Genomic DNA, 13,798 nt, shown 5'->3' with positions numbered 1-13,798 from the left:
CCTATACCTCCTCAGGCAGTTCTCCGACCCGGTTCTCCCACTTCGTGGACAGCACGATGGTGGTACGGGTCCGGGAGACGCCCTTGGTCCCGCTCAGCCGCCGGATGGTCTTCTCCAGCCCGTCGACATCCGTCGAACGCACCTTGAGCATGAAGGAGTCGTCGCCCGCGATGAACCAGCAGTCCTCGATCTCCGGCAGGTCCTTCAGCCGGCGGGCCACGTCCTCGTGGTCGGCGGCGTCGGAGAGCGAGATGCCGATCAGGGCGGTGACGCCGAGGCCGAGGGAGGCCGCGTTCACGGTGGCGCGGTAGCCGGTGATGACGCCAGCCGCCTCCAGCCGGTTGATGCGGTCGGTGACGCTGGGTCCCGACAGGCCGACGAGGCGCCCAAGCTCCGCGTAGGAGGCCCGGCCGTTCTCCCTCAGGGCCTGGATGAGCTGCCTGTCCACCGCGTCCATGCGATCGAAGCCTTCCGCTGAAAAGTTCCCGAAGTGAAGTGCTGAGAGGTACTGCGACTTGCTCAGATGACGATCACGTCGTGCGGGTTCCGCCGCCGAGTTCGCCCTCCCAGCGGCGGTAGAGACCGTGTCCGACGCCCGCCGCGTCGAGAACCCGCCCGGCGACGAAGTCCACCAGGTCCTGGATGTGGGTCGCTCCCGCGTAGAAGGCGGGGGAGGCGGGCACCACGGCCGCGCCCGCGTCGTCCAGGGCGACCAGGTGCCGCAGGGTCTGACCGTTCAGCGGGGTCTCCCGCACGGCCACGACCAGTTTGCGGCGCTCCTTGAGGGTGACGCTCGCCGCCCGCTGGAGCAGATCCTTCGACAGCCCGAGCGCGACACCGGCCACACAGGCGGTGGAGGCGGGCACGATGAGCATTCCCTTGGCGGGGTACGACCCCGAGGACGGCCCGGCGGCGAGGTCCCCCGCGCTCCAGTACCGCACCTCCTCGACGTCCACATCGAAGGTTTCGGGCTTCCCGTCCGCCCCCCGGGCCAGCCATTCCCGCAGGTCCTCCTGCCAGTGGGCGTCCCGGAAGGAGATTCCGGTCTCGTCGAGCAACGTGAGCCGCGCGGCCCGGCTGACCACCAGGTCGACGCTCTCGCCCGCCGCGAGCAGCGCCCGCAGCACAGCAGCCGCGTACGGAGTACCGGATGCTCCGGACACCCCCACGATCCAAGGCGCGCGCTGCGTTTCTCCTGCGTTCACACCTTGAGCGTACCGGCGTGGCCGAGCGTGTTCAGGACGGGGCGGGGCGGATGCGGATCGGACGGGCCGACAAGCCGCCGGACCGCCGGACCGAATCCCCGCGTCGGCGAGGACAACCGGTTGAACCGGGCGCTGAACCGGGCGTTCTCGTCGACGAACGGCGGACAACCCCCGCTGGGCGGGGACGAGCCCGGATCCGATCCTCCTACCGGCCTGGTCTCACGCCTTCGCCGCCCGATCACCCGATCACCCGATCGGGTCAGACCGTGAGCCCTCGGACCAGCAGGTCGAGCAGCGCGCACGCGAACAGCGCGATGCCGATGAAGCCGTTCACGCTGAAGAACGCCCTGTTCAGGCGGGACAGATCGTGCGGGCGGACGATCGTGTGCTCGTAGACGAACGCGCCCGCGACGATCAGCAGGCCGAGCCAGAAGAACGCGCCCGCGTCGGTGAGCACGGCGTACCAGACGAACAGGGCCGTCGTGATCGCGTGGCACACCCGGGCGCCCCAGACGGCCGCCGGGATGCCGAAGCGGGCCGGGACCGACATGACGCCGATCTCGCGGTCGGTCTCGACGTCCTGGCAGGCGTAGATCAGGTCGAAGCCGCCGATCCAGATGCCGACGGCGAGGCCGAGGACCACCGCGTCCCAGGACCACTCCCCGGTGATCGCCAGCCAGCCGCCCACCGGCCCCATCGCCTGGGCCAGGCCCAGGATGGCCTGCGGGAAGTTCGTGAACCTCTTGCCGTAGGGGTAGACCACCATCGGGATCACCGCGACGGGAGCCAGGGCCAGGCAGAGCGGGTTCAGCAGGGCCGCCGAACCCAGGAAGACCACCAGCGCGATCAGGGCGCCGGTCCAGGCGTGCTTCACCGACATCGCGCCGGTCACCAGCTCGCGGTGGGCGGTCCTGGGGTTCCGGGCGTCGATCTCGCGGTCGATGATCCGGTTGACCGCCATGGCGAAGGTGCGCAGGCCGACCATGCAGACGGTCACCAGGAGGAGACGGCCCCAGTGGACGTTCCGGTCCATCTGGAACATCGCGGTGAGCGCGGCGATGTAGGCGAAGGGGAGCGCGAAGACCGAGTGCTCGATCATCACCAGGCGCAGGAAGGCCTTGGTGCGTCCCGGCTGCGGGATCGCGGCGGAGGCGCTGCTCACAGCCCGTACTCCTTCCAGCGGCGGTCCACCAGGGCCGCCGTATCCGGGTCCGAAAGGACCATGTCCGGCCACCCCCCGTCCCTCGTGTAGCCCTCCTCGGGCCACTTCTTCGTCGCGTCGATGCCCGCCTTGCCGCCCCAGAACTGCTGGTAGGAGGCGTGGTCGAGGTGGTCGACCGGGCCCTCGACGACCGTGAGGTCGCGGGCGTAGTCCGTGTTGCCGAGGGCACGCCAGGCGACCTCGTGCAGGTCGTGGACGTCGCAGTCGGAGTCGACGACCACGATCAGCTTGGTGAGCGACATCATGTGTGCCCCCCAGATCGCGTGCATGACCTTCTGCGCGTGCTTCGGGTACTTCTTGTCGATCGAGACGATCGCACAGTTGTGGAAACCGCCGGCCTCGGGGAGGTGGTAGTCCACGATGTCCGGGACGATGATCTTCAGCAGGGGGAGGAAGAAGCGCTCGGTGGCGCGGCCCAGCGGGCCGTCCTCCGTCGGGGGGCGGCCGACCACGATCGACTGGAGCAGCGGCCGCTTCCGCATCGTCACGCAGTCGATCGTCAGCGCCGGGAAGGGCTCCTGCGGGGTGTAGAAGCCGGTGTGGTCGCCGAAGGGGCCCTCCGGGAGCATCTCGCCGGGCTCCAGCCAGCCCTCCAGGACGACCTCGGCGTTCGCCGGGACCTGGAGCGGGACCGTCTTGCAGTCGACCATCTCGATGCGCTTGCCCGCGATGAATCCGGCGAACAGGTACTCGTCGATGTCACCGGGGAGGGGCGCGGTGGAGGCGTAGGTCACGGCCGGCGGGCAGCCGAAGGCGATGGCGACCGGGAGACGCTCACCGCGCCGCGCCGCCACCTGGTAGTGGTTCCGGCTGTCCTTGTGGATCTGCCAGTGCATGCCGATGGTGCGCTTGTCGTGGCGCTGGAGGCGGTAGAGCCCGAGGTTGCGGACCCCGCTCTCCGGGTCCTTGGTGTGCGTGAGCCCCAGGTTGAAGAAGGAGCCGCCGTCCTGCGGCCAGGTGAACAGGGCGGGGAGCGCGTCGAGGTCGACGTCGTCACCGTGCAGGACGACCTCCTGCACCGGAGCGTCCTTCACCTTCTTCGGCGGTACGTGCGTCATCGAGCCGAGCTTCCCGAAGGCCTCGCGCACGCCCACGAAGCCGTGCGGCAGCTCGGGCCGCAGCAGACCGCCGATCTTGTCGCTGATCTCGCCGTACGACTTCAGGCCGAGGGCCTTGAGCAGGCGCCGGTCGGTCCCGAAGACGTTCATGGCGAGCGGCATGGCGGAGCCGCGGACGTTCTCGAAGAGGAGCGCCGGGCCGCCGGACTTCTGCACCCGGTCGACGATCTCCCCGACCTCCAGATACGGGTCGACCTCGGCCTTGATGCGCTTGAGGTCTCCCTCGCGCTCCAGTGCCCTGAGCAGGGAGCGAAGATCGTCGTAAGCCATGTGCCCCAGTATCGCCGAACGTCTGCTTTCTCCCGACGTCCGCCCCTGCTTCTGCCGGGGGTCCGGGGGTTGTCCCCCGGGAAAGCACGGCTGCCACGGGCTACCCTGGCCCGGTCACCGGGGCCGTCTCACTCTGCCGAGGGATCGCACGCACATGCTCAGGTATCTCCCCTTCCTGCTGGTCCTGGCGCTGTGGATCTACGCGTTCGTGGACTGCCTCAACACGCCCGAGGAAGAGGTGCGGGCGCTGCCGAAGGTGGCGTGGGTCGTCATCATCCTGCTCTTCGGCGAGGTGCTGGTCGGCCCGGTCGCCTGGCTGATCGCGGGCAAGGTGCGCACCGCGGCCCCCGCCGGCTGGGTCGCCCCCGACGACAACCCCGAGTTCCTCAAGTCCCTGAAGAAGGACGAGCCCGAGGCCGAGTGAGCTTCCCCCGGGCCGCGGGCCGGTCACCGGCGGAGCAGGTGCACAGGGGCGCACGCGGGTTGCGCGGCGTGCGGGGTTCCGGATGCGCCGTACGGCCGGATGTGCGGTACCGGGTTCCGGGACGCGGGGTCCGGGGAGCAACGGTGCATGGAAGGAACACAGGCACAAGAGTGGCTCGCCACTGCCGTCGCGGAAGCCAGGGCCGGACTCGCCGAGGGCGGGATTCCCATCGGAGCCGCGCTGTACAGGGATGACGGCACGCTCCTCGGACGCGGGCACAACCGGCGTGTGCAGGACGCCGACCCGTCCATGCACGCCGAGACCGCCGCCTTCCGCTCCGCCGGACGACAGCACTCCTACCGCGGTACGACGATGGTCACGACCTTGTCGCCCTGCTGGTACTGCAGCGGCCTTGTACGTCAGTTCGGTATCTCACGGGTCGTGATCGGCGAGTCGGAGACCTTCCGGGGCGGCCACGACTGGCTGGCGTCCCACGGTGTGGAGATCATCCAGCTCAACGACCCCCAGTGCGCCGCGATGATGCGCGCCTTCATCAAGGACCACCCGAACCTGTGGAACGAGGACATCGGCGCCGAGTGAACGGTTCCTGACGGGCTGGCCGAGGGGGTCCGGAACCGCCGCGGCTACGGCTACGGCTACGGCTACGGCTACGGCTACTGACCGGCCTCGTCGCACGGCTCCTCGCGCAGGACCAGCGCGAGGAGCCCCGGGAACCGGTCCTCGAACTCCTGTCTCCGGAGCCGGTTGACGCGTCGCGGCCCCTCGTCGCGCTGTTCGACCAGCCCCGCCCCGCGCAGCACGGCGAAGTGATGGCTGAGGGCCGCCTTCCCGACCGGTACGTCGAAGCTGCCGCAGCTGCGGGACCAGTCGGCGGAGGCGGCCAGCTCCCGTACGAGCGTGATGCGTACGGGGTCGGCGAGGGCGGCGAGCGCGGTGGGGACGGGGACTTGCTCGGGGTGGGTGTGCTCGGGGGCGGCCCGATGACTGGTGGCGGCCATGCCGTCCTCCTCGCTGGCGCGTATTCGCTCGCCGTCGCGCATTCACTTGCCGAGTGTTCGATGAAAACCATACACTCCGCAGTGTTCGCTTTTCGTTGAACAGTCGAGCCGGGGGTACGGCATGCGTGCGATCGAGTTCCAGGAGTACGGCGGTCCCGAGGTCCTGAAGGTGGTGGAGGCGGACGTTCCCGAGCCCGGCCCGGGTCAGATCAGCATCGACGTGGCCTACACGGGCGTGAACTTCGCGGACCTGAAGGCCCGTTCGGAGGGCTACCGGGTGCCGGGCCTGCCCTTCCGGCCGGGCCTCGAGGTATCCGGGCGGGTGCGCGCGGTCGGGGCGGGCGTCGCGGGACTGGCCGTCGGGCAGGAGGTGGCGGCCCTGACCGAGGGCGGCGCCTACGCCGAGGTGACCGTGGCCGACGCGGCGACCGTCTTCCCGGTGCCCTCCGGCATCGGCCTGCGTACGGCGGCCACACTGCCGACGGTGCTGCCGACCGCGCACGCCCTGGTGCACACCGTGGGCCGGCTGCAGCCGGGCGAGACGGTGCTGGTGCAGGGCGCGGCGGGCGGAGTCGGCACCGTGGTGGGCCAGTTGGCGCGGGCCGCGGGCGCGGGGGCCGTGTACGGCGTGGTGTCGTCCGCGTCCAAGGCGGCCTACGCGAAGGAGAACGGCTACGACGAGGTCTTCGTCGGCGCCTTCGAGGAGCCGGTGCGGGAGGCGACCGGCGGGCGGGGAGTCGACCTCGCCCTGGATCCCGTGGGCGGCGAGACCCTGAAGGGCAGCCTGGCCTCGCTCGCCGTGTTCGGGCGGCTGGTCTCCTTCGGCAACGCGAGCTCGGCCGAGCCGTGGACGGTGGGCCAGCCCGAGCTGTACCCGCTCGGCAAGTCGGTGGCCGGCTTCTCCATCCTGAGCCTGGCGGCGACAGGCCCGGCCGAACTGCGCAGGCTGGCCGAACTCTCCTTCGCCAAGGCCGTCGACGGCACCGTGTCCCTGCCGGTGACGGCGGAGTTCGACCTGGCGGAGGCGGCGGAGGCGCACCGGCTGATGGGGGCGCGGACGAGCACCGGGAAGCTGCTGCTGCGCGTGGCGGGCTGACCGGCGCGTTCCCGCTCGTCCCGGCTGCGCCGAGCCGCTGACGTCAGCGCAGCCGGGACGACGACAGGATCGACAGCAGGTGGGCCGGGACCATCACCCAGGTGATCACGGCGAGCGCGCCCAGCGCCCAGCGGGTGGGCTCGATGCCCCCGGTGACCTCACCGGCGATCGCGGCGACGAGCAGCACCAGGGACGCCTCGATGCCGTTCGTGACGCGGTGGATCTTGAAGGCGGCGGCCAGCCTGCGCACCGTCGCCACGCCCTGCGAACGCGGCCGGGTCGCCTCGTCGTCGGCCACGGCCAGTCCGCGCCGGGCACGCGCCACGTCCACCAGGTCGGTGGAGGCCTTCAGCAGGACGACACCGAGCGCGGTGGCGATGCCGACCGACACCCAGCCGCCGTATCCCGACCGCGCCGCGTGGAAACCGGCGCCCACCATCAGCGCGGCGTCCGCGAGGTAGGCGCCGAGGCGGTCGACGTAGATGCCCGTCGCGCTGTTCTGCCCCTTCCAGCGGGCGACTTCGCCGTCCACGCAGTCGAAGAGCAGGAACAGCTGCATCAGGATCACGGCGAGGACGGCACCCGTCAGGCCGGGTATGAGCAGGGCCGCGCCGGAGGCTATCCCGCACACCACCATGGTCCAGGTCAGCTGGTCCGGGGTGACCGGGGTGCGCACCAGCTGCCGGGTGAACCGCAGCGAGACCTTCCGCATGTACAGCCGGCCCGCCCAGTGCTCGCCGTTGCGGCTCGCCAGCTTCGCCTGCGGCTGTACGACCTCCCGCAGCTCCTCCAGAACCGGAGCGGCAACCATGACGTTCCTCCCACCCACCCGGGGGCCGAATGCCGCTGCGCGCGGCGATGATCGGGCCAGGGTACAGAGCGGGTTTCCCGGCGCTTTACCGAGGCCACTCCCGAACGTCCCCGAAAGGCTCCCGGGAGTCCCGCATGTCGTCCCGGTGTCGCCCCGGCGTCCGGTATCCATGCCGAAGGAGAGCAATCGCAGCCGCCATTTCCCGGGAGGACCCCTATGAGCCGGCCCCGCATCCCCACGATCGACCTGCGCCCCTGGCTCTCCGGCGACCCCGAGGCGCGCGAGGACATCGCCCGCACCGTCGACCGGGCCCTGCGGACCGCGGGGTTCCTGCTCGTCACCGGGCACGGGGTGGACCCCGCGCTGCGCACCGCCGTCAGGGCGGCCGCGCGGCGGTTCTTCGTCCTCCCGGCCGAGGCCAAGCAGGCGTACGAGGCGAGGGTCGGCGGACGCGGGTGGCTCGGGCCGGGGGCGGAGGCCAACGGGTACGCGGAGGGGACCAAGACCCCGCCCGATCTGAAGGAGTCGCTGACCTTCGCGACGCACGAGCCGTTCGAGGACCCGGTCGTCAACGCCGAGTGGTACGCGCCCAATGTGTGGCCGGGCGAGGTCCCCGAGCTCCGGCCGCTGTGCGAGGAGTACCTCGGGGAGATGGCCGGGCTGGAGAAGCGGCTGCTGTCCCTGCTCGGCCACGCCCTCGGGCTCGAACCGGACTTCTTCAGCCGGCACATGGACCACCCCACGTACGGCTTCAACATCAACTGGTACCCGGGGACCGAGGTGATCGGCGAGCCGCTGCCGGGGCAGTTCCGGATCGGTCCGCACACCGACTTCGGGACGGTCACCATCCTGGACCGGCAGGCGGGCATGGGCGGGCTACAGGTCTACACGGACCCCGCGGACGGCAGTGACGGGTGGCAGGACGCGCCCTTCGACCCCGCCGCCTTCACCATCAACATCGGTGATCTGATGGCTCGTTGGACCGGTGACCGGTGGCGGTCGGGACGGCACCGCGTGCTGCCGCCGCCCGTGGACGCGCCCGCCGAGGAGCTGATGTCCCTCGTCTACTTCGGCGAGTGCACCCCGGGCACCCTCGTCGAGTCCGTTCCGGCGCCGGTGGGACGGGTGGCGTATCCGCCTGTCGACTCGCACGTCTACCTGCGCGAGAAGCTGGACTCGATCACCGTCGGCTGATCGCTTCCCCGGCCGGGCCACCGTTTCGACAGATTCGTGACCCAACGGACACCACGCGATCTGGTACGAAGCAACTCCCTCTTCTTACACTGGAGTTGAGGGGGGATGCGGTGCACAGACGTCTGCACGGACGGGGGGCCCTGTTCGACACGGATCCGGCCGGCCTTGCTCCGCGGCTGGTGGGTCTGCGCCCCTACCAGCACCGTGCGCATCCGTTCGAGTATCCGGCGGAGCCGCCCTTCGTCGTGCTCACCGGGGCGCGGGGGCTGGGCAAGAGTGCGGTGCTCGCCGAGCTGCGGGAGGCTTACAAGGGGCACACGCCGGTCGCGTTGGTCGACTGCGCGGACGGGCAGTTCGCGGGGCCGCCCGCGGACCGGCCCGCCGAGTCCTGGTCCCCGGTGGCGCAGGCGCTGCTCGTCATCGCCGAGCAGCTCGCCGAGCCGGTGACCGGCGCCGGGCGGATCCAGTTCCCCCGGCTGATGTCGGGCCTGGTCGCGGTGGCCGCGGGCGGCTGGCGCGACGCCGACTCCGAGCGGATCCGGCGCGAGGTCGAGCGGATCCTGCTGCTGAACGAGAGCGGGTCGTGGGTCAGCGGCTTCGCCGGGCGGTGGGCCGGGAAGGTGGCGGCCAAGGTGGTCGCGGCGGCGACCGGCAGCGGGCCGTTCCTGTCCGGGGCGGTCGAGGCCACCCTGGAGTCCGTCGCGGAGGGGTTCGCGAGCCGCCGGCACCAGAAGGCGTCGGTCTGGTACCGGACGTATCCGAACGCGGGCGGGCACGCCCAGCGAGGGCTGATCCTGCTGTCCGGGCACTTCCGGGCGGGCGGCACCTCCCGGGAGCACGCCGAGCGCCATCTGGTGCGGGCGCTGCTCGCCGACCTGACGGAGGCCTACGCGGGCGTGCTGCCGCGCATGAAACGGCTCGGGCGGCCGCTCGTCCTCGTCGACAACGCGCAGACGGCACCGGGGCCGGGGCTCGTGGAGGCGGTGCTGCGGGACCGCTCCGAGGGCATCGCCGACCAGGTGGCGTTCATCGGCGCGCTGCGCGGCGACGGGCGGGAGGGCCCCACGGGCCTGCGCAACGCCGTGCGGCGCGCGCTGCCCGAGGTGGCCCGGCGCAGCGAGTGGACCCCGGACGCGGGCGTGCCGTCCTCGTGGGCGCTGCTGGTGTCGCTGCCGCCGCTCACCCCGGACGACACCCTGCACATCGTGGGCGCGGTCTGCGACGAGGTGCCGGTGCCGCCTCAACTCCCCCACGCCACGCACCGGTTGACGGGCGGAAACCCGCTGGGCATCGTCCTGCTCGCCGAGTCGGCCGCACAGAGCCTGCCGGCGGCGTCCTCGCTCGGCGAGCTGCTCACCGCGGACGTCCGGCTGCACGAGGACCACGACGGCTCCCCCGCCTACCGCGAACTCCTCGACCGGCTCGTGCCAGCCGACCGTCTGGACGAGCTGACCGTACTGGCCGCCGCACACGACCACGACTCGGCCTGCGCGCTGGCCGAGGCCCTGCTCCCGGACGACTTCGGTCCGTCGGACGTACGGGCGTTGCAGACCCGGCTGGCCCAGGAGGGACTGCCGGGCGCGCCGGGCCAGTTCGTCGGCGATCCCTTCGTACGGACCCTGCTGCTGCTCAGGCTGCATCTGCGGGGCACCGACCACGGCCCGTGGCGCACGGCCCACGAGACGCTGATCGCGCACTACACGCGCTCCGCCGAGCAGGCCGAGCACGCGGTCGCCTACCGGCTGCACCATGAACTCGCCCTGGGGAGCACGGAGTCGGCGATCGCGCACCTGCGCGACACCTTCCACGCCCTCGACACCCGCGCCTGGCTGCGCACGCTCCGCTTCGTCGCGTCGGCGCCCTACTTCCACGCGCACGACGCCGAGGGCCGCGACTTCACCGGCCGGGGCGACCGGCGCGCGGCCGTGGCGCTGGGCCGCACGGACGCCGAGCAGCAGGTGCCGGAGGGCGTGGACGCCGTACTGCATCTGCGGATACGGCGGCTGCTGCACGCCGTGTGGCAGCTGGCCGACCCGCTGGTGCTGCCCGATCCGAAGGTCTGCGACCGGCTGCGGTTCGAACTGGAGCAGCTGTCCAACCTGCGGCCCGCGGGCAACGCACTGCTGTGGCGGGCGTCGCGGGACTGGCCGGCGGCCGCGCTGGCCGGGCGTCCGCCGCACGGCCCGGACGAGGAGGACGACCCGGACGACCGAAGCGGGGAGGCGTGATGGCACGCAGAGGTCTGGGCACATGGCTGCGCGAGGGCGTCTGGGAGATACCGCTGCGCCGCTATCTGGCGCTGCTGGTCACGGCGGGCCTGGTGACCGGCCTGGTCTTCGCGGTGCGCACCCTCGCGCACGACGACCGGTCCTGCGCCCCCGGGGTGACACGGCCGGAGGGCAGCGACGAGTGCGTGGGCGTGGCGACGACGGCGTACGACTTCGGGCATCCCCAGCTCCGCGACACGGTGCGGGCGATCGCGCGGGAGAACGGTCGGCTCAAGCCCGGCACCTATGTGACCGTCGCGGTGATGCTGCCGTACACCGCGACCGCAGCGGCCAGCCTGAGCGACATCCAGCACGAGCTGCAGGGCGCCTATCTCGCGCAGTACCAGGCCAACCACTTCTCGAACGGGGAGGCTCCGGCGATCCGGCTGGTCATGGCCAACCCCGGGGCGACCAGTACGTACTGGAAGGAGATGGTCGACCAGCTGGCGCGGATGACGAAGGGCGCGGACCGGCTGCGGGCGGTCTCCGGGGTCGGGCAGAGCACCGACAACAACAAGAAGGCCGTCCGGGAGCTGACCCGGCTGGGCATTCCGGTGGTCGGCTCCTCCATCACCGCCGACGACCTGGCCAACGGGCAGGGCGGCAAGGACCCCTTCCCGGGGCTGGCCCGGGTCTCCCCGACCAACACCGACGAGGCCCGCGCGCTGGCCTCCTTCGCCAAGGTCGGCGCGGGCAAGGCGCTGCTGGTGTACGACAACCCCGGTGACCCGTACACGAGGACGCTGCGGAAGTCGTTCGCCGCGCTGATCAAGGGGTCGCCGTACCAGCCGAAGCCGTTCACCCCGCCGGCCGACCGCAGCCAGGAGGGCACGACCGCCAACACCTTCCGGCAGATCACCCATCTGGTGTGCGACACGTCCAAGGAGACCGACACGATCCTGTTCGCGGGCCGGCACACCCAGCTGCGGCAGTTCATCAACGAGCTGGGCGGACGCGGCTGCCAGGACCGGAAGTTCACGCTGCTGACCGGGGACGAGGGCTCGTACCTGACCGGCGAGAAGGACCTGGACCGCGGCGCCCTGAAGCACAACCTCGCCGTCCGCTACACCGCCCTCGCGCACCCGGACGCCTGGGCGAGGGATCCCGCGAAAACGGGCGGCTCGGCGGCGGACGCGCAGGTGCTGCGGGCGCTGCTGACGAGCGCCGAGCGGAAGCCGGTCGGGCCGATCGGCTCGGTCGCCCTGGACGACGGGCAGCTGATCATCGCGTACGACGCCCTGCGGCTGGCCGTGCACGGCATCCGTGAGGCGGTCCCGGAGGGGAGGAAGATCCCGTCGCTCGCGGACGTGGGCCTCCAGTGGCCGCAGGTCGAGGGCTCGCTGCGGGTGAACGGGGCGAGCGGCTGGATCTGCCTGGACGTGCACGGCAACCCGTACGACAAGGCCGTGCCGATCGTGGAACTCACCCCGGAGGGTCACTCCCGGTTCGTGCGGATCGCCTGGCCGGAGGGGAAGCCGCCGGCGAAGGAGTGCCTGCCGCCGTCCTAGGACGTGGACGCGCCCGTACCCGCGCCCGTACCCGCGCCTGTACCCGCACCCGCGCCCGCGCCCCCAATCAAGTCGATCAGACGTTCGAAGCGAGCCCGCCAGCGCGGCTCCGTCTCCCCCTCGCCCCGGAACTCATGGGTGAAACGCAGGGCGCTCGCCGTGTCCCCGTCCCGCTCCAGGTGGAAGCGGACCCGGCCGCCGCCCTCCACCGTGTACTCGGCGACCCGGTCCACGTCCCACGCGGTGACCCGCCCGCTGCCCAGGTCACGCAGGGTGACGGCGCCGCCCAGCCGGGGTTCGAGGACATCGGCGGCGGTGAACCAGCCCGCGAGCCCCTCCGGGGTGGACAGCGCGGGCCAGACCTCGCCCATGGGCCTCGGGAGCCGCACCAGGAAGTGGAGTATGTGCGCGTTCCCACGGGTCTGGCTGGCGCCCTGTTCGATGGAACCGGTCATGACACCAGCGTGACCCTTGGCCGAGGGTTGCGCACCCGGTTACGGGCGTCGGCCCGTCGGCCCGTCGGCGAAGGCGAAAGCGCCGTCAGCGGCTCACACGCCCGCGTAGGAGTGCTTGCCGGTCACGAAGATGTTGACGCATCGCCACCCGCTACGGCCAAACGCCCGAGAACTACCTCGCCGGCCTCCTCACCCGCAGCAACCCTTGATCGCGACTCGATGCCTTCCCTATAAGGCATGGACATGATCCGCGACGGATCAGTAACGTGCTTCCCGACCAGTCTGTCGGTCATCCACAACCGACGGCGCACGGCCGGCCTGACCAGCTGGCCCGAACAGAGGGGGATCTTGTGCTCAACAGGAAGACGCTCGGCAAGAGGAAGCTCACCTCGGTCCTCTCGACACCGCTGCTGCTCGGCGGCATCGCCGTGGCCGCGCCCATCGCCGTGGCCACCCCGGCCAGCGCCGCGGTGCACGGCTGCGGGTTCCGCCAGATCAACACCTACTCGATCAGTCAGACCTGCCACTACGGCCCGGGAGAGCAGCGGCTCAAGATCCTCTGCACCGACGGCATCAACGGCGACACGTACACCGTCTGGGGTCCGTGGAAGCAGTGGTACCAGGACTCCGTGGCCGCGTGCGGCGCGCCCCAGCGGACCACCGCGAAGTTCCTCGACACGCAGGTCAGGGACTGACCCGCAGGCCGGACAGGCTCTAGTTTTATTGATCACGAGCGTTGTCGACACCGGCCGGGCTTGATCACGACGAAGACCTCCGGTGTGGTGGAGCTGTCTAGGACTGCACCACACGGAGGTCTTCGTGTCCCAGCATCGCATCCTGATCCGATACGGCCTGAACCGGCTGGCCCTCCTGGACCGGCTCACCGGCCAGGCGAACTGGTCCACGTCGACATCAAGAAACTCGGCGAGGTAGCTTCCGGCCAGGACTTGAGCTTGTCGATCAGGCGCTCGACGGTGTTCGCACTGTCCGCGGCCGGCCCGGCGGGCGGCCTCGGCGATCAGGCCCTCCAACAGCGCGGTGAAGACACCGGCGTCCCTCCAGACCCGGAACCGGCCGTAGACCGTGGGCCAGGGACCGAATTCCCCGGGCATCTCCCGCCACTGGGCACTGGAACGAAACCGCCAGATCATCCCCTCGAACTGATCCCGCAGCCGCTGGGGATACGGCCCGTGAGTTGCCTACGTGTCA

At 71.2% G+C, this 13,798-nt stretch carries 14 protein-coding genes and 2 pseudogenes; 8 read left to right on the top strand and 8 right to left on the bottom strand.

What is annotated here, in order from left to right; translation table 11 throughout:
- Window position 1: 1 nt before the first annotated feature.
- From ACIPSA_RS39640 to ACIPSA_RS39625, 4 genes are all read right to left on the bottom strand, one after another.
- Window positions 2-457, bottom strand: coding sequence for an Lrp/AsnC family transcriptional regulator (locus ACIPSA_RS39640; RefSeq protein WP_263211303.1), 456 nt, complete (start codon window positions 455-457; stop codon window positions 2-4).
- Between the two features lie 73 nt (window positions 458-530).
- Window positions 531-1,205, bottom strand: coding sequence for a UbiX family flavin prenyltransferase (locus ACIPSA_RS39635; protein WP_402644033.1), 675 nt, complete (start codon window positions 1,203-1,205; stop codon window positions 531-533).
- Between the two features lie 259 nt (window positions 1,206-1,464).
- Window positions 1,465-2,367, bottom strand: a complete 903-nt coding sequence (mqnP, locus tag ACIPSA_RS39630; RefSeq protein WP_402644031.1) for a menaquinone biosynthesis prenyltransferase MqnP — start codon at window positions 2,365-2,367, stop codon at window positions 1,465-1,467.
- Window positions 2,364-3,815, bottom strand: coding sequence for a menaquinone biosynthesis decarboxylase (locus tag ACIPSA_RS39625; protein WP_402644028.1), 1,452 nt, complete (start codon window positions 3,813-3,815; stop codon window positions 2,364-2,366). The genes mqnP and ACIPSA_RS39625 overlap by 4 nt, the downstream gene beginning before the upstream one ends.
- Before the next feature lie 154 nt (window positions 3,816-3,969).
- Between ACIPSA_RS39625 and ACIPSA_RS39620 the strand changes: the two genes are divergently transcribed.
- Complete coding sequence (locus tag ACIPSA_RS39620; protein ID WP_402644025.1) at window positions 3,970-4,239, top strand: PLD nuclease N-terminal domain-containing protein; 270 nt, start codon at window positions 3,970-3,972, stop codon at window positions 4,237-4,239.
- A gap of 147 nt (window positions 4,240-4,386) precedes the next feature.
- The gene (locus ACIPSA_RS39615) at window positions 4,387-4,839 is read left to right on the top strand and encodes a nucleoside deaminase (RefSeq protein ID WP_402644023.1); all 453 of its coding nucleotides are present in this window, start codon (window positions 4,387-4,389) and stop codon (window positions 4,837-4,839) included.
- A 74-nt stretch (window positions 4,840-4,913) separates the two neighbouring features.
- On the opposite strand, the gene ACIPSA_RS39610 is transcribed toward ACIPSA_RS39615, so the two are convergent.
- A complete protein-coding gene (locus ACIPSA_RS39610) occupies window positions 4,914-5,258 on the bottom strand; it encodes an ArsR/SmtB family transcription factor (RefSeq protein ID WP_402644020.1) in 345 nt (114 codons plus the stop codon).
- A 121-nt stretch (window positions 5,259-5,379) separates the two neighbouring features.
- Between ACIPSA_RS39610 and ACIPSA_RS39605 the strand changes: the two genes are divergently transcribed.
- Window positions 5,380-6,354 carry a zinc-binding alcohol dehydrogenase family protein gene (locus ACIPSA_RS39605; protein WP_402644019.1) on the top strand — a complete coding sequence of 325 codons (975 nt, stop codon included), beginning with the start codon at window positions 5,380-5,382 and terminating at the stop codon, window positions 6,352-6,354.
- Window positions 6,355-6,397: 43 nt separating this feature from the next.
- Here the strand turns inward: ACIPSA_RS39605 and ACIPSA_RS39600 are convergent, their stop codons facing one another.
- Window positions 6,398-7,165 carry a CDP-alcohol phosphatidyltransferase family protein gene (locus ACIPSA_RS39600; protein ID WP_402644018.1) on the bottom strand — a complete coding sequence of 256 codons (768 nt, stop codon included), beginning with the start codon at window positions 7,163-7,165 and terminating at the stop codon, window positions 6,398-6,400.
- 216 nt (window positions 7,166-7,381) lie between these two features.
- Between ACIPSA_RS39600 and ACIPSA_RS39595 the strand changes: the two genes are divergently transcribed.
- From ACIPSA_RS39595 to ACIPSA_RS39585, 3 genes are all read left to right on the top strand, one after another.
- Complete coding sequence (locus ACIPSA_RS39595; protein ID WP_402644016.1) at window positions 7,382-8,359, top strand: isopenicillin N synthase family dioxygenase; 978 nt, start codon at window positions 7,382-7,384, stop codon at window positions 8,357-8,359.
- Between the two features lie 110 nt (window positions 8,360-8,469).
- A complete protein-coding gene (locus ACIPSA_RS39590; protein ID WP_402644014.1) occupies window positions 8,470-10,587 on the top strand; it encodes a hypothetical protein in 2,118 nt (705 codons plus the stop codon).
- Window positions 10,587-12,134 (top strand): hypothetical protein, encoded by a 1,548-nt coding sequence (locus ACIPSA_RS39585; protein ID WP_402644011.1) that lies wholly within the window; start codon window positions 10,587-10,589, stop codon window positions 12,132-12,134. Before ACIPSA_RS39590 ends, ACIPSA_RS39585 begins: the two co-directional genes overlap by 1 nt.
- On the opposite strand, the gene ACIPSA_RS39580 is transcribed toward ACIPSA_RS39585, so the two are convergent.
- Window positions 12,131-12,589 (bottom strand): hypothetical protein, encoded by a 459-nt coding sequence (locus ACIPSA_RS39580; protein ID WP_402644009.1) that lies wholly within the window; start codon window positions 12,587-12,589, stop codon window positions 12,131-12,133. The two genes, ACIPSA_RS39585 and ACIPSA_RS39580, sit on opposite strands and share 4 nt — an antisense overlap.
- Window positions 12,590-12,939: 350 nt before the next feature.
- Between ACIPSA_RS39580 and ACIPSA_RS39575 the strand changes: the two genes are divergently transcribed.
- Window positions 12,940-13,284 carry a hypothetical protein gene (locus ACIPSA_RS39575; RefSeq protein ID WP_402644007.1) on the top strand — a complete coding sequence of 115 codons (345 nt, stop codon included), beginning with the start codon at window positions 12,940-12,942 and terminating at the stop codon, window positions 13,282-13,284.
- A 133-nt stretch (window positions 13,285-13,417) separates the two neighbouring features.
- Window positions 13,418-13,530, top strand: a pseudogene (locus ACIPSA_RS39570) (IS481 family transposase); the annotation flags it as partial.
- 60 nt (window positions 13,531-13,590) lie between these two features.
- Here the strand turns inward: ACIPSA_RS39570 and ACIPSA_RS39565 are convergent.
- A pseudogene (locus ACIPSA_RS39565) lies at window positions 13,591-13,779 on the bottom strand (transposase); the annotation flags it as partial.
- Between the last annotated feature and the right edge of the window lie 19 nt (window positions 13,780-13,798).

The sequence above is a fragment of the Streptomyces sp. NPDC086549 genome, assembly GCF_044746205.1.
Classification (GTDB): Bacteria; Actinomycetota; Actinomycetes; order Streptomycetales; family Streptomycetaceae; genus Streptomyces.
The sequence above is the reverse complement of the archived record's forward strand: the minus strand, read 5'-3'. Positions and strand labels throughout refer to the sequence as shown.